9 protein-coding genes are annotated in these 15,864 nt (G+C 73.8%); 2 read left to right on the top strand and 7 right to left on the bottom strand.

Translation table 11 applies throughout. The features are described from left to right. Positions 1–31 precede the first annotated feature (31 nt). Positions 32–2,644 carry a SpoIIE family protein phosphatase gene (locus tag ACFWBF_RS22920; RefSeq protein ID WP_385604976.1) on the top strand — a complete coding sequence of 871 codons (2,613 nt, stop codon included), beginning with the start codon at positions 32–34 and terminating at the stop codon, positions 2,642–2,644. Positions 2,645–2,705: 61 nt separating this feature from the next. Here ACFWBF_RS22920 and ACFWBF_RS22915 read toward each other — a convergent pair whose 3' ends face one another. The 7 genes from ACFWBF_RS22915 to ACFWBF_RS22885 form a co-directional block, all read right to left on the bottom strand. Then, positions 2,706–3,419 (bottom strand): PspA/IM30 family protein, encoded by a 714-nt coding sequence (locus ACFWBF_RS22915; protein WP_385604901.1) that lies wholly within the window; start codon positions 3,417–3,419, stop codon positions 2,706–2,708. Between the two features lie 35 nt (positions 3,420–3,454). Then, positions 3,455–5,524: a TPM domain-containing protein gene (locus tag ACFWBF_RS22910; RefSeq protein WP_385604973.1), complete on the bottom strand. Its 2,070-nt coding sequence runs from the start codon at positions 5,522–5,524 to the stop codon at positions 3,455–3,457. 111 nt (positions 5,525–5,635) lie between these two features. After that, complete coding sequence (locus tag ACFWBF_RS22905; RefSeq protein ID WP_385604898.1) at positions 5,636–8,869, bottom strand: protein kinase; 3,234 nt, start codon at positions 8,867–8,869, stop codon at positions 5,636–5,638. A gap of 45 nt (positions 8,870–8,914) precedes the next feature. After that, positions 8,915–9,691, bottom strand: a complete 777-nt coding sequence (locus ACFWBF_RS22900) for a succinate dehydrogenase/fumarate reductase iron-sulfur subunit (RefSeq protein ID WP_385604895.1) — start codon at positions 9,689–9,691, stop codon at positions 8,915–8,917. Beyond that, positions 9,688–11,595, bottom strand: coding sequence for a fumarate reductase/succinate dehydrogenase flavoprotein subunit (locus ACFWBF_RS22895; RefSeq protein WP_385604892.1), 1,908 nt, complete (start codon positions 11,593–11,595; stop codon positions 9,688–9,690). Before ACFWBF_RS22895 ends, ACFWBF_RS22900 begins: the two co-directional genes overlap by 4 nt. 1 nt (position 11,596) lies before the next feature. Beyond that, positions 11,597–12,436 (bottom strand): hypothetical protein, encoded by an 840-nt coding sequence (locus tag ACFWBF_RS22890; RefSeq protein WP_385604889.1) that lies wholly within the window; start codon positions 12,434–12,436, stop codon positions 11,597–11,599. 111 nt (positions 12,437–12,547) lie between these two features. Next, positions 12,548–12,766 carry a hypothetical protein gene (locus tag ACFWBF_RS22885; RefSeq protein WP_385604886.1) on the bottom strand — a complete coding sequence of 73 codons (219 nt, stop codon included), beginning with the start codon at positions 12,764–12,766 and terminating at the stop codon, positions 12,548–12,550. A 345-nt stretch (positions 12,767–13,111) separates the two neighbouring features. Between ACFWBF_RS22885 and ACFWBF_RS22880 the strand changes: the two genes are divergently transcribed. Next, a complete protein-coding gene (locus tag ACFWBF_RS22880; RefSeq protein WP_385604883.1) occupies positions 13,112–15,592 on the top strand; it encodes an ABC transporter family substrate-binding protein in 2,481 nt (826 codons plus the stop codon). The last annotated feature ends 272 nt before the right edge of the window (positions 15,593–15,864 follow it).

Raw genomic sequence — 15,864 nt, 5'->3', positions numbered from 1 at the left:
GTGAGCTGGAGGGGACGGTCGCGTGAGCGAGATACCTGCGCAGGCACATCAGGCCCGTGTGCCCGGGGAGACATGGCACAACTCCCTGTGGCACAGCAGCCCGCCTGGCTCGATATATGACTACATAAAGGTCGCTTCGTTTTCGATCGGTCCCGACGGGCTCATCGACCAGTGGAGTCTGCGCGCGGAGGAACTGTTCGGGCTGACCGCCGCGCAGGCCGTCGGCCGCGACCCGGTCGACGCCTTCATGCCGCCCGAACTGCACGCCGACGGACACCGCCGGGTCGCGGAGATCCTCGACGGCAAGGAGTGGACCGGCCTGATCCCCTTCCGGTTGCCCGGAGGTGAGGGTGCCCACGGCGTGGCCGAGATCTATGTGATGCCCACCCAGACCGAGACCGCCGAGCGGGCCGCGCTGTGCGTCGTCGTCGACGTACGCGCCCTGCGGCGGATCGAATCCGATCTCGCTGCGTCGCAGGCCATATTCGGTCAATCTCCCTTCGGCTTCCTGCTCTTCGGTACGGACCTCACCGTGCAGCGTGCCAACCGCCGCTTCGCGACCGTCTTCGGCGGCGCCGTGGAGGAGCACCGCGGCCGCACCGTCCACGACTACCTGCCGGCGCACGAGGCCGACCGGATGGCCGATGCCCTGCGCCGGGTCCTGGAGACCGGCGAGTCCGTCACCGATCTCCGGATCACCGGAGCCGCCCCCGGCAGCCGGGAGCACCGCCACTGGTCCATCAACCTCTACCGCGTGCACGGCGGCACCGGCCGGCCCATCGGCGTGGCCGGACTCGGCACCGACGTCACCCGCCGCCACCTCGCCGCCCGCGAGGCCGCCGGGGTCCGGCGCAATCTCGCCCTGCTCAACGAGGCCGGCCACCGGATCGGGAACTCCCTCGACCTGGAGACCACCGCACGCGAACTGCTCGACGTCACCGTCCCCGGCTTCTGCGACCTGGCCGCCGTCGACCTCTACCAGGGGCTGCTGCTCGGCGACGACGACCGGCCCGCGCGGCCGCAGGGGCCCGGCGTACCCTCCCTGCCTCCCGGCCTGGACGCCGGGCGGGCGCCGTCCGCGCCGCTGCGGCGGGTCGCCTTCGCCTCGGCGGTGTCGGACGCTCCGCTGTCGGGTCCGGGCGCGCTGGTCTCCGTAGGGGAGGTCCACCGGTATCCGGCCGCCTCGCCGGGCGCGCTGGCGCTGCGGACGGCGCGGCCGCGGCTGATCGACGGCGGCGGGCCCGAGGACCTCGTACAGTCCACGCTCGTCGTACCGATGGTGGCCCACGACACCGTCGTCGGACTCGCCCAGTTCTCCCGCACCAAGGGCAGCGAGCCCTTCGGCGAACGCGACCGGGCGGTGGCCGTGGAGCTCGCCGCACGGGCCGCCGTGTGCATCGACAACGCGCGGCTCTACCGCCGCGAGCACGAGCGGGCGCTGATACTCCAGCGCAGCCTGCTGCCTCCCGGCGACCCCGAGGCGGCCGGCCTCGACATCGCCTGCCGCTACCTGCCCGGCAACGCGGCGACCGAAGTGGGCGGCGACTGGTTCGACGTCATCGAACTGCCCGGCCACCGTACGGCGCTGGTCGTCGGCGACGTGATGGGCCGGGGACTGCGGGCGGCCGTGGCGATGGGTGAACTGCGCACCGCCGTACGGACCCTGGCGCTGCTGGACCTCGAACCGGCGGAGGTGCTGACCGCCCTGGACGAGGTCGCCCGCGGGCTGGGCGCGCCCGGCGGCTCCCAGCAGGCCTCGCGGGCCGCCCTGCACTCGCGCGACGCCGACCGGTCGGAGGTCTACCTCGCCACCTGCGTGTACGCCGTCTACGACCCGGTGACCCGGCGCTGCACCATCGCCAACGCGGGCCACATGCCGCCCGTACTGGTGGAACCGGCCGACGAGGGCGGCGAGCCGAGGCCCGCCCTGCTGCTGGAAGTACCGACCGGGATGCCGCTCGGGGTGGGCGGGGAGCCCTTCGAGGAGGTCGAGGTCGACCTCCCCGAGGGCGCGCTGCTCGCGCTGTACACCGACGGGCTGGTCGAATCGCGCGACCACCCGCTGGAGGAGGGGCTGCGCGGGCTGCGGGAGGCGCTGGCCGATCCGGTGCGGCCGCTGGAGGACGTGTGCGACCACGTCCTGAACACCCTCGACACCCGCCACGGCGAGGACGACATCGCGCTGCTGATGGCGCGCGTCCAGGGTCTGCCGGTGGACGCGGTGGGGGACTGGCAGCTGCCGCGCGAGGCCCGGTCGGTGGGCCGGGCCCGGGAGCTGGCCCGGGCGAAGCTGCCCGCGTGGGGCCTGGAGGGCCTGCTGGACACCACGGAGCTGCTGGTGAGCGAGCTCGTCACCAACGCCCTGCGGTACGGGGAGGGGGAGATCCGCCTCCGCCTGCTGCTCGACCGGACCCTGGTCTGCGAGGTCTGGGACGCCAACCTCGCCCAGCCGCGGCGTCGTCGCGCCCGCGACACCGACGAGGGCGGGCGCGGGCTGCAGCTCGTCGGCCTGCTCTCGGCGGGCTGGGGCACGCGGCGAACCCACCGGGGCAAGACCGTCTGGTTCGAACTCCCGCTGCCGGGCGCGGCGGCGGCGGTGGTGGCCGAGCTGTCGGCGGAGCAGCTGTTGAACATGTACGGCTGACCTTGTACGGCTGGCCGCCACCCTCCTGGCCTCCAGCCCTCCTGCCCCGCCGGCCACAGCACTAGGCAGTGGCCTTGAGGGAGGCGAGCCTCGCCTCGATCTCCGAGGTCTTGCCGAGGTCGTCCAGGGACTCGAACTGCGCGTCCAGGGAGGAAGCCGCCAGCTCCTGCTTGCCCATCGCCATGGCCTCCTCCCTGCGCACCTTCTCCTCGAAGCGGTTCAGGTCGCTGGTGGGGTCCATGACGTCGATGTTCTTCACCGCGTCCATCATCGTGTTCTGCGCCTGGGCCGTCTTGGCGCGGGCCACCAGCTCGTCGCGTTTGGCCTGGAGCTCCGTCAGCTTGTTCTTCATCGAGTCCAGCCCCGACTTGAGCTTGTCGACCACCTCGGTCTGCGCGGCGATCGTCGGCTCCGCCGTCGCCGCCTCCTTCTCCGACTGCATCTGGCGTCCCAGCGCGACCTTCGCCAGGTTGTCGAACCTGTCCGCGTCCGCCGTGGCACCGGACGCGCGCAGCTCGTCGGCCTTCCTGCTCGCCGCGAGGGCCTTGCCGCCCCACTCGGCGCCCGCCTCCACGTCCTCCTTGTGGTCCGCCTCCAGCATCCGCAGGTTGCCGATGGTGGTGGCCACGGCCTGCTCCGCCTCCGAGATGTTGTTCGTGTAGTCCCGGATCAGCTGGTCCAGCATCTTCTGCGGGTCCTCCGCCTGGTCCAGCAGCGCGTTGATGTTGGCCTTGGCGAGCTGGGTGACGCGGCCGAGGATGGTCTGCTTGCTCATGGTCGATCTCCCTGGGGTGAAGTGGGGTGAGGGGGTCAGAAGCGGCCGCCGCCGCCCATGCGGCCGCGGGTGCCCCCGCCGCCGAAGCTGCCGGGGCCGCGGCCCCCGCCGCTCCCGCCTCCGCCGAAGCCGCCTCCGAAACCGCCGCCCCCGCCCCGGAGGATCTCGCCGAGGATGATCCCGCCGAGCACGGCGCCGGCCTGGCCGCCGCCGGAGCGCCTGCCGCCGTACGGGTCCTGGTACGCCCGTACGTCTTGCTCCGCGAGCTGCTGCGCCTGCCGGGCCAGCGAGTCCGCCCGCTGCGCCTCCGAGAGGGCGCCCGGCGGGTCCGTCACCGCCAGGGCCGTCGACCGCTCCAGGTGGCGCTGCGCCTCCGCCAGCCGGGTGCGGGCCTGGCTGGCGACCGCGCCCCGGGTGGTGGTGATGTAGTCCGTGGCCGCGCCGATCGCGCTGCGGGCCGAGAGCAGGGCCTGGTCGAGCAGGGCCGTCGCCCGCTGCCGGCCCGTCTCGCGCTCGCGCGCTCCGGCCAGGGCCCCGTCCAGCGCCGCGTCGGCCTCCTCGACCCGGCGCAGGGCGTCGATCGGGTCGTACCGGCCGACCGCCTGCTCCTGGCGTACGTCGGCCAGGACGGACTCGGCCCGGCTGATCCGGCCGCGCAGATCCGCCGTCGAGGAGCCCTCCGCGGTGCCGGTCAGCAGCCCGCGGGCGTCCGCGAGGTCCGTGTCCGTCTCGTGCAGTGCGCCGGTCAGTTTCCCGGCCGCCTCCGCGAGTTCCTGCGCCCGCCGCTCCACCGCGTCGACCAAGGTCGCCGCCTGGTCGACCGCGCCCTCGGCGGCCCGGACGTGCACGGCCGCCTTGCCGTTCTCCCCGGCGTCGACGGCGGCCCGGGCCTCGCCGAGGTTGGCCGTCGCGAACAGCAGCCGGTCCTTGGCCTGTTCGGGGTTGGAGGCCACCGGCGCCGACGCCGAGTCCGCGTACCGCCCGGCCAGCGCGGTCAGTGTCGCCTCCGCCGTCGTCGTACGGCCCGTCAGCGCCCGGAAGTGGTCCTCCACCGTGGTCAGGGCCTGCGGGGCGTTCTTCTCCAGGTCCCGCAGCCGGTCGAAGGCGGCCGACTCGGCGTCGAGCCGCCGGTTCGCCTCGGTGCAGCGGGCCACGATCTCGTCCAGCATCCGCCGCCGCGTGGCGTCGTCCTCCGGGTACGCGTCGTCCAGCTGCTGGCGCAACCGGAACGCTGCCGTCAGCTCGTCCTTCGCGTACGCCACCGCGGTCGTGAACGTCCCGATCGCCTCGTCGCCGAACTGGGCGGAGGCGAAGCCGAGTTCCTCGGTGCTGGTGCGGATCGCGTCGTCGCTCTCCACCAGCAGCGCCTTGGCCTTGGCGTCCAGCTCGGGCAGCGGCAGCGGGGCCGGCGCGCCGCCCGGCCCGCCCCGGCCGGTGTTGCCCGTCGCGCGGCCCCCGGCGCCGCCCTTGCGCTTGCGGCGGGTGTACGCGTACGCCCCGAGCGCGCCGGCCGCGCCGACCGCGACCACCGGCAGGACGAAGTCCCCGGCGCCGCTCTCACCGCTCGGCCCGCCTCCGGGGTCGGCCGGGCCGGGGGTGATGGCGGGCACCGGGATCGGCTCGCCGCCGAGCACGGCGCCGTACCCGCCCGCCGCGCCGATGGCCGCGGCCGCCCAGTCGTTCTGCTTCAGGGCCGGCTCGATGGCGCTCCGCGCGACGTCCGCGAGCTGGGCACTGGTGAAACCGGAGTCGACATCGGCCGAATAGGCGTACTGCCGGGCCCCGGTCCCGACGGCCAGCAGGACGTCGTTTTGGCCGAGGCCGTTCTTCTGGGCGGTCGCGTCGGCCCAGCCCTGCGCGGAGCGGCCGGAGAAATCGTGTACGTACGCCACGAACAGCTGGATCTTGTGGTCGGCGTACAGCTTGTCCAGGGCGGCGGTCACGGCGGCCTTGCGGTCGCCCAGCGCCCCCACCCGGTCGGTGATCTGGCCCTGCCGGGACAGGGTCACGGGATCATCGGCCCGCGCGGGTGGCGCCGCGGCCGTGTCCCAGCCGCCGAGCGCCAGCAGCGCGGCGGCCAGGACGAGCCCGGCCCGTGCGGATATCCCGGCGGTGGTGAGTCTCTTCGGCCTGCTCCTCGGCGGAATCACATAGGGAGCGTATGGGCCGTTTTCGGCACCCGCACCCGGAGATCACCCCTGCCCCGGCCCGTGCGGTCAGGGCACCGCGATGGCCGTCAGCTCCGGACGGGGCAGCACCACGAGGTCCCCGATCAGGACCGCGTCCCCCTCACCGACGGCCGGCCACTTCCAGCGAAGTCTGCCCGTCTCCGGGTCCAAGGCCGTGAAGAACGGAGGTGCGACCTTGCCCAGGAGTCCGCGCCGGCCCGGGCGCGAGGCCCTCACGTACAGCCCGTCCCGCCGGACCCCGAGCAGATCGAGGGCGCAGTCCGGTCCGTCGCGCCGGATCAGCGGCCGCTGCCAGCGCACCGCTCCCGTCGCCGCGTCCAGCGCGAACACCACGTCCCCCTGTGCCGGGCGGTGAGCGGCCACGTACACCGTGTCGTGCCACGCCAGCACCCGCGCCGCCGGGGTGCCGACCTCCACGTGCCACAGCTCCCGGCCGGTCGACTGTTCCACGGCGCGGACGGTGTCCCCGTCCAGTACGTGCGCCGGTGCGCCGGAAGGCCACGCGCCCTCGCGCGCGAAGCCCTTGCCCCGCTGCCAGGACCACAGCGGCTCCCCGTCCGACAGGCGCAGCCCCTGCCGCAGCGGACCGTCCACGACGACCACGCACTCGCCGCCGACCGTCAGCGTCCGGGCCGGGTCGTGCGGCGCCTTGCGCGTCCACAGGGTCTCGCCCGTCGCCGCGCTCAGGGCGGTCAGCCGCTCGGGCCCGCCGTGCAGCACCATGCTCCCGGCCGCCTGCACCAGCCGCGCGTCCGGCAGGTCGCGCCACCAGCGCACCCGCCCGTCCTGCAGCTCCCGAGCCACCAGCCGCACCGCGTCCCCGCGCCACACGGCCACGTACACCGCCCCGGCATCGGCTCGGCAGGTCACCCGCGCCGGCCGGCCGGGCGGCAGCGCGGAGGTGCCCTCGTCGGCGAACGCCGTCCAGCGGGTCGCCCCCACGTCGGCCCGTACGCAGCCCACCTCGGCCCCCGACCGCCACACCACGCCGTCCCCGGCCGCGTACAGGGCGTCCGGCCGGGCATCGGCGCGCCACGCGTGCGCGCCGGGCGTGCCCGTGACCCACGGCGGCCGCCGGACCCGGGACCCGGCGCTGACCGCGACCGCCGTCCCGTGCGGCGGCGGGCTGCCCGCATCGGCCACCGCCTCGGGCAGCCAGGGCGAGGTGCCCGTCGCCGCGCACTCCAGGGCGATCCGGGCCAGCGCCCCGGCCCGCTCGGCGGCCTCCGGAAGACTCCGGGCCCGCTCCGCGCGCTCGTGCGCCCGCGCCGGATCAAGCGGCGGCCGGGAGCCCTGCTCCACGCCGGCCCGGGCCGCCGCGACCGAGGCCAGCGCGTGGTCGGCCTTCTCGTCTCCGGCCGCCTCCAGCCGACCGCGGAGCAGGCCCGAGGCGCGGGTGAGCAGCCGCTCCGACTCGACGAGGAGGCCGCGCTCGGCGTGCCGGGCCGCCTCCTCCCGCAACCACGAGGCCCGCTCCTGCAGCACCCGGGGGAGTTCCTCCTCGGCCTGGGCGAGCGCCTGCGCCGCGCCCGCCATGTCCCCGGCGGCGGTGCGGTCCCGCGTGACCTGGCACAGGGCCAGCAGCCGGGCCCCCGCGGAGCCGATCCGCTCGCTGAGCCGCAGGGCGGCGGGCAGGTCCCGCGCCGCCAGGGCCAGCACCATGTCGTACGTCGCGGTCGCGCGCCGGCCCGCGTCCTCGATGCCGGACAGCTGCCGCTCGGCCTTCCAGGGGTCGGCCACGGCAACGGCCATGTCGACACGGGCCCGCAGCCGGCTCCCGACGGGGCCGTCCGCGAAGTGGTACCCGGCGATCTGCGCGGCGTGCTCCGGCGCGACCCCGGCCAGCTCCTCCGCCACCGCGAGCAGCGGGCCGCGCCGGTCGGCGCCGAAGACCGTGAACAGTGCCTGCTGCGCGTCGGTCAGCAGCCGCCGCGCCCGTGCGGGGCAGTGCCCGGCGGTGTCCCGGGCCAGGGCGGTCAGCAGCCGGGCGGCCCGGGCCCCGTCGCCCCGCGCGGCCGTCCACGCGCAGACCTCGGCGTCCGCGAGGAGCCGGCCGGCGAGTCCCGCGTCGAAGCGCGCGGCCGCGTCCGCGGCGACGGCCAGCACCTCGACCCGCGCGTCCGCGTCCGCGGGCAGCGCCCGCAAGGTCTCCTCCACCTCGCGCAGCAAGCCCTCCACGACCCCCCGCGCCGCGGCGGTCACGCCGCCGGTCACACTGCCGTCGCCGTCGCCGGCCGCAGCCCCGACTCCGGCCGGGACCTCGGCGCCGCCCCTGTCCCCAACCCCTGCCCCGGCCTTGCCCTTTGCCTCGGGCCGGGTCTCGTTCTGGACCTCGGCCCCGCTCCCCGTCGCGGTCCCGCCCGTGACCGCCCCGCCCGCCGACTCCCCGGAACGGGCCCCGGCCCCGGCCCCCGTGCCCGGTGCGTTCAGCCCGCGCAGGGTCTTCGCCACCGCCAGCGCCGACTCCGGCCGGTCCGCCGGGTCCTTCGCGAGCAGCGCCCGCACCAGCCGCTCCAGCTCCGGCGCCACCGGCGCGCCCACCTCGCGCAGCGGGAGCGGGGCCTCCTCGATGTGCCGGAGCATCAGTACGTACGGCCCCTCGGCCTGTCCGTACGGCGGATCCCCGCTCAGCAGCGCGTACAGCACGCACCCCAGGGCGTACAGATCGCACCGGGCGTCCACCCGCTCGCCCCGCCACTGCTCGGGGGCCATGTACGGGGGGCTGCCGAAGATCCGCCCGGTCACCGTCCAGCCCGCCGTCGCGTCCGAGGAGTGCGCGATGCCGAAGTCGCAGATCTTCAGCCGCCCCCCGGGCAGCAGGAAGAGATTGGCGGGTTTCAGATCCCGGTGGATGACGGCCTGTTCATGCGCGGCGGCCAGCGCCTCGGCGGTCTGCGCCGCCAGCCCGACCGCGACGTCCGCCGGCAGCCCGCCCCTCGCCCGCGCCAGCACCGATGCCAGATCCTCGCCCGCCAGCAGCTCCATCACGATGAAGAGCCGGCCGTCCTGCTGCCCCACGTCGTGCACCACCGTGATGCCCGGGTGCTGGAGCCGCGCCCCGATGGTGGCCTCCCGCCGGAAGCGGGCGACCAGCTCCTCGTTCGTCGCCGCCTCCAGCAGTACCTTGACCGCCACCGCCCGGTTCAGCGCGGTGTCGTGGGCCCGCCACACCTCGCCCATGCCGCCCTGTCCGAGCCGCTGGTCCAGCCGGTACCGGCCGGCCAGCTGATCCCCCACCCGCACCGCGAAGCCCCCTGACATCACGTCAATGACGTATCCAGGGGGCATTGTCCACCGCGAAGTGAACTACAGGGGGTCGCTGCGCCGCCGGATCTTGGCGCCCAGCCAGACCAGCGGGTCGTACTTGCGGTCCACGGCCCGCTCCTTCAGCGGGATCAGCGCATTGTCGGTGATCTTGATGCCCTCCGGGCAGACCTCGGTGCAGCACTTGGTGATGTTGCAGTAGCCCAGCCCGTGCTCCTCCTGGGCCGTGCGCTTGCGGTCCAGGCCGCTCTCCGCCGCCGCGTCCAGGGGGTGCATGTCCAGCTCCGCCACCCGCATCAGGAAGCGGGGCCCGGCGAAGGCCGTCTTGTTCTCCTCGTGGTCACGCACCACGTGGCAGGTGTCCTGGCACAGGAAGCACTCGATGCACTTCCTGAACTCCTGCGAGCGGTCCACGTCCACCTGCTGCATCCGGTACTCGCCCGGGGCCACCCCCGCCGGCGGCACGAAGGCCGGGATCTCCCGCGCCTTGTGGTAGTTGAAGGACACGTCGGTGACCAGGTCCCGGACGATCGGGAAGGCGCGCAGCGGGGTGACGGTGATGGTCTCGGCCCGGTCGAAGGTGGACATGCGCGTCATGCACAGCAGCCGCGGCCGTCCGTTGATCTCCGCGCTGCACGAACCGCACTTGCCCGCCTTGCAGTTCCAGCGCACCGCGAGGTCCGAGGCCTGGGTGGCCTGGAGCCGGTGGACGATGTCCAGGACCACTTCCCCGTCGTGCACCTCCACGGTGAAGTCCCGCAGCTCGCCGCCCTCCGCGTCGCCCCGCCAGATCCTGAACGCGGCATCGTAGGTAGTCACTCGTAGAGCTCCTCTTCGGCGAGGTACTTGACCAGCTCTTCCTTCTCGAAGAGCGCGAGCAGGTCGGGTCGGATGGGGTCGGTGCGGACGCGGGTCAGCTCGATCCGGGCTCCCTCGCCCCCGTCCGCGGGAGCGGGGTCCACCGGCCGGCACAGCAGGTTCACCGGGCGCCAGGACCGCTCCATGGCCGGGCAGTCCTCCCGGGTGTGGCCGCCGCGGCTCTCGGTGCGCTCCAGGGCCGCGCGGGCCACGCACTCGCTGACCAGCAGCATGTTCCGCAGGTCCAGGGCCAGGTGCCAGCCCGGATTGAACTGCCGGTGCCCCTCGACCCCTGCCCGCGACGCCCGTACGCGCAGGGTCGCGAGCTTCTCCAGCGCCTCGGCCATCTCGCCCTCGCGGCGGATGATCCCCACGAGGTCGTTCATGGTCGTCTGGAGTTCCTGGTGGAGGCTGTACGGGTTCTCCGCGCCCTCGGCGGCGTGGAACGGAGCCAGCGCCTCCGCGGCCGCCTCGTCCACCCGGGCCTGGTCCACGACCGGGAGCCGGCCCGCCTCCCCGGCGGCGTACCCCGCCGCGTGCAGCCCGGCCCGGCGGCCGAAGACCAGCAGGTCGGAGAGGGAGTTGCCGCCGAGGCGGTTCGAGCCGTGCATACCGCCCGCGACCTCGCCGGCGGCGAACAGCCCCGGGACCCCGACCGTGGCGGCGGTGTCCGAGTCGACCGCGATCCCGCCCATCACGTAGTGGCAGGTCGGGCCGACCTCCATCGGCTCGGCGGTGATGTCCACGTCCGCCAGCTCCTTGAACTGGTGGTACATCGACGGCAGCCGGCGGCGGATCCGCTCCGCGGGCATCCGGGTGGACACGTCCAGGAAGACCCCGCCGTGCGGGGATCCGCGGCCCGCCTTGACCTCGGAGTTGATGGCCCGGGCCACCTCGTCGCGGGGCAGCAGCTCGGGCGGGCGCCGGTTGTGGTCCGGGTCCTCGTACCAGCGGTCGCCCTCCTCCTGCGACTCGGCGTACTTCTCCTTGAAGACGTCCGGGACGTAGTCGAACATGAACCGCTTGCCCTCGGAGTTGCGCAACACCCCGCCGTCGCCGCGGACCGACTCGGTGACGAGGATGCCCTTCACCGACGGGGGCCAGACCATGCCCGTCGGGTGGAACTGCACGAACTCCATGTTCAGCAGGGGCGCGCCCGCGAGCAGCGCCAGCGCGTGGCCGTCGCCCGTGTACTCCCAGGAGTTCGAGGTGGTCTTGAAGGACTTCCCGATCCCGCCCGTGGCCAGCACCACCGCGGGGGCCTCCAGGACGAAGAACCGCCCGGATTCGCGCTCGTAGCAGAAGGCCCCCGAGACCTTCCCCCCGTCCTTCAGGACCCGGGTGACCGTGCATTCCTGGAAGACCTTGAGCCGCGCCTCGTAGTCCCCGTACTCCTTGAAGTCCTCCTGCTGGAGCTGGACGATCTTCTGCTGGAGGGTGCGGATCAGCTCCAGGCCGGTCCGGTCGCCGACGTGCGCGAGGCGCGGGTACTCGTGACCGCCGAAGTTGCGCTGGGAGATCTTCCCGTCGGGCGTGCGGTCGAAGAGCGCCCCCCAGGTCTCCAGCTCCCAGACCCGGTCCGGGGCCTCCTTGGCGTGCAGCTCCGCCATCCGCCACTGGTTGAGGAACTTGCCCCCGCGCATCGTGTCGCGGAAGTGCACCTGCCAGTTGTCGCCCTCGTTGACGTTGCCCATGGAGGCGGCGATCCCGCCCTCCGCCATCACCGTGTGGGCCTTGCCGAAGAGGGACTTGCAGATCACGGCCGTACGGGCGCCCCGCTCCCGGGCCTCGATCGCGGCCCGCAGGCCGGCGCCGCCCGCGCCGACGACGACCACGTCCCACTGCTGCCGTTCCACTTGAGCCATCTCAGAAGATCCTCGGGTCGGTGAAGGCGCCGCTGGCCAGCAGGTACACGTACAGGTCGCACAGGGCGACGCTGATCAGCGAGGCCCACGCCAGGAGCATGTGGCGGGAGTTGAGGCGGCTGACCCATCCCCACAGGCGGTAGCGCACGGGGTGCTTGGAGAAGTGCTTCAGGCGGCCGCCCATGATGTGCCGACAGGAGTGGCAGGACAGCGTGTACGCCCAGATCAGCACGATGTTGGTGACGAACAGCAGGGTGCCGAGGCCCATGTGGCCCCACTCGTAGCGGTCGTTGCGGAAGGTCAGCACGGTGTCGTACGTGAGGATGCCCGCGACCGGCAGTGCGGCGTAGAAGAAGTACCGGTGCATGTTCTGGAGGATCAGCGGGAAGCGGGTCTCACCGGTGTACGAGGCGTGCGGCTCGGCGACGGCGCAGGCGGGCGGCGAGGCCCAGAAGCCCCGGTAGTAGGCCTTGCGGTAGTAGTAGCAGGTCAGCCGGAAGCCGAGCGGGAAGACCAGGATCAGCAGGGCGGGCGACAGGCCCCACCAGGAGCCGAACAGGTCGAGGTTCGGGCCGCCGCGCATCGTCTCGCAGTTCTCCGCGAGACACGGGGAGTAGAAGGGCGAGACGTAAGGGGCCGCGTAGTAGTCGGCGTTGGCGAAGGCCCGCCAGGTCGAGTAGACGATGAAGGCGAGCAGCCCGGCAGCGGTGCCGGCGGGGGCCAGCCACCACCGGTCCGTCCGCAGGTGCCGGGCCGCGATGGCGGCCCGGGAGGCGTCGTGGACGCCGTCGGGCCGCTGCCGGGGCCGGTTGGAGGGTGGCAAGTCCGTGCCTGTGGCCAAGAGGGACTCCGGGTGGAGTGATGAGGGGTGGCCCAGGAGACCCGGCCGCCGTGGACGGCGGCCGGGCCAGATGGGGGAGCGGGTCCGCGGCTCGGGCGGGGGTGGCCGGCGTCAGGGGGCGTGGCGGTCGCGCGCGCCCAGGCCCTCGTCGTCGGTGTCCGTCCACAGCGCGTTGTCGTACGGGGTGTCCGGGATGGTCACCATCCGGGACGGATCCGGCGCGGGCGGCGTCGGCTTCTGCCGTTTCGCCTGCTGTTCCAGCTGCTCGACCTTGCGGGTCAGCTCGTCCAGGTTGCGCCGTACGGCACTCAGGTCGTCTTGCAGGGACATGATTTGCCCTCACTTCCGCAGGTGCGGTGGCAACGCTCATGTGCGCCTGCGAGTGTCGCGCCTCCCGTCCCCGGTTGTGAAGGGACGTGCAGGAATTGCGGGCGCGCAGGCGTGAAACGTGCGCCCCTCCCTGCACCCCATTCTCATCCCTCTCCCGGGGGAACGCAGGTCCGCCGCGCAAGCGGGATTGGTCCGCACGGGTGGGGTTCGCGGCGTGGCGTGGGGCCGGTGCGAGGGGTGCGGCGGCCCGTCGATTTCAGTGGGTTTCGACATCCAGTGTGATCAGCTCCATATACCGCCGAACGTGATCAAGCTCCCCCACGCCCTGCCCCGGAGGTACCACCCATGTCCCAGAGAAGGCGCAGGTCCTTGGCGCTCCTCACCTCGGGAGTCCTCGCACTGCCGCTGCTCGCGGGCTGTGGTGCGGGTGAAGACGAGGGCGGCCCGGCCGCCGCGGGCCAGGACATCGCGACCACGGCCCGCGAGAAGGTGGCCGACGGCGGCGTGCTGCGCTGGGCCGTGGACACCCTCCCGGACACCTTGAACACCTTCCAGGCGGACGCGGACGCGACCACCACCCGCATCGCCGGGGCGGTGCTGCCGCAGCTGTTCGTCCTGGACGCCAAGGGGCGGCCGGTGGCCAATCCCGACTACCTGGAGAAGGCGGAGGTCGTCGCGCGGGAGCCCAAGCAGGTCGTCGTCTACAAGCTGAACCAGCAGGCGGTGTGGAGCGACGGCCGGGAGATCGGCGCGGCCGACTTCGTGGCGCAGTGGCGGGCCCTGAACGGCAAGGACTCGGCGTACTGGACGGCGCGCAACGCCGGCTACGAGCGGATCGAGAAGATCGAGCGCGGCAAGACCGACCTGGAGGTCAAGGTCACCTTCGTCAAGCCGTACGCGGACTGGCGCTCCCTCTTCAGCCCGCTCTACCCCAAGCAGGTCACCGGCACCCCGGACGCCTTCAACGAGGGGGCGCGCGGCACCCTGAAGGTCACCGCCGGACCCTTCGGCCTCGGGGCCATCGACAAGAAGACCGGCACCGCCGCCCTGACCCGCAACCCGCGCTGGTGGGGCCGTCCGGCCAAGCTGGATTCCCTGATCCTGACCGCCGTGCCCCGCTCCGAGCGGCCCGCGGCGCTGGCGGCCGGGAAGGTGGACCTCGCGGAGGTCGACCGCGCGGTCGCCGACCGGATCACGCTGGCCCACCGCGACGCCGGACACGCGGGCGGCTCGCACGGCCCGGCCGCCTCCCTGTCGGCGGCGCAGGCCACGCTGTCGTGGGCGCGGGCCTTCGGCGCCGACGAGGGCGTCGCCAAGACGGAGCAGGAGACCCGTCAGAAGAACGCCGACGCGGTGAAGAAGTACGCCGCCGAGCAGCAGGGCCTGCGCGCCTTCACCGTGCGCAAGTCCCTGGAGCCGGCCTACACCCAGCTCGCGCTGAACGGCGCCTCCGGGCCCCTCTCGGACGAGCGGGTGCGCCGGGCGGTGGCCCGGGCGCTGGACCGCCGGACGCTGGCCGAGATCGTACTGAAGCCCCTCGGCCTCCCGGCGAACCCCGTCGGCAGCCACGTGGCACTGGCCGGGCAGCGGGCGTACGCCGACAACAGCGACGCCCTCGGCGGCCAGGACACCCAGGCGGCCCAGGCGCTGCTCGCGGACGCGGGCTGGCGCCGGGGCGGCAAGCTCACCCAGCCGGCCGGCGCGAAGGCGGGCCCGGAGAACGAGAAGGCGGCGGACGACTCGAAGACCCCGTCGGGGCCGGGCACCGGCAACGACGGCCTCTACATCGTCGGCCAGGACGACGAGCGCAACGGCGACGACAAGCCCCCGACGGCGGGCAGGCCGGCGGCGGCCGGTCCGGCGGCGGGCAAGCCCGCCTCCGGACCGCTCGCCGGACTCGTCGCCGGACCCCTGGCGGCCAGGCCCGCGGCGCGGCGCTTCCACATCGGCGACCACGAGGGTCCGGAGAGCCTCATGGGCTCGGACCTCCCCGAGGGGCTCTACGCATCCGACGGGGAGATCGTCGACGCCGACCGCTTCGCCCAGGGCGCCCAGCCCTCCCCGGTACTGGCCCCCGCCCCGATGGCGGCGCAGCAGCGGGCCCTGATCCTCACCCAGGCCGAGACGGCGGCGGCGGCCGACGCCGTCGACGACGGCAAGCGCAGCCCGGCCCGGGACGCCGAGCCGGCGGCCGGACCCGCCCCGGTCAGCCCGGCCCCGGCCAAGCAGGCCGTCCGTACCTCCGGCTCGATGCTCGCCAAGGACGGCAAGCCGCTCACCCTGCGCTTCGTCCTGCCTTCGGGCCCCGGCTCGGAGTCGTTGCGCACGGTCGCCGAGCGGATCGCCCAGATGCTCCAGAAGGTCGGCGTGAACACCGAGCTGACCAAGGTGGCCGACGAGAGCTTCTTCAAGGACCACATCGCCTCGGGCCAGTACGACCTGGCCCTCTACTCCTGGCCGGCGACCGCCTACCCCGCCACCGACGCCCGCCCCATCTTCGCCAAGCCGGAGCCGGCCGCCGACGGCTCGCTCCTCGTCGAACAGAACTACACCCGCGTCGGCACCGACCACATCGACCAGCTCTTCGACGAGGCGGTGTCCGAGCTGGACGAGGACGAGTCCCGCGAGCTGATGCGCAAGGCGGACGCCCGCATCTGGGCCGCCGCCGGATCCATCCCGCTCTACCAGCGCCCCGAGCTGGTCGCCGTAAAGCCCTCGCTGGCCAACGCGGGCGCCTTCGGCCTCGGCGCCCCCCGGTTCCAGGACATCGGCTGGAAGAAGCCGCCGACCGCGGCGGACGCCGGGAAGGCCGAGAAGAAGAAGTAGTGACAAACAGGTGCCAGACAGGTTGACCTGCGCCCCGCAAGCTCAGATGTGACTCAAGTCCCTTGCCCGCCGGATCGCCGGCGGGCAAGGTCGTGGATGCCCGTTGACCCGCATGAACACAGGCTTCACCCAGAGCCGGGACCCCCCACCCCGCATCCGGCTCTGCTCATTCGTCCGGCCTCTTGACAGACCCCCCGGCAGGCGGTTCCCGCCACGCGACGTACGATGGGGTAAGGCCGTGGCAGGTTTTCGCCCGGTCGAGGCGCGCGTGC

The organism is Streptomyces sp. NPDC060028 (genome assembly GCF_042736725.1).
GTDB lineage: Bacteria > Actinomycetota > Actinomycetes > Streptomycetales > Streptomycetaceae > Streptomyces.
The sequence above is the reverse complement of the archived record's forward strand: the minus strand, read 5'-3'. Positions and strand labels throughout refer to the sequence as shown.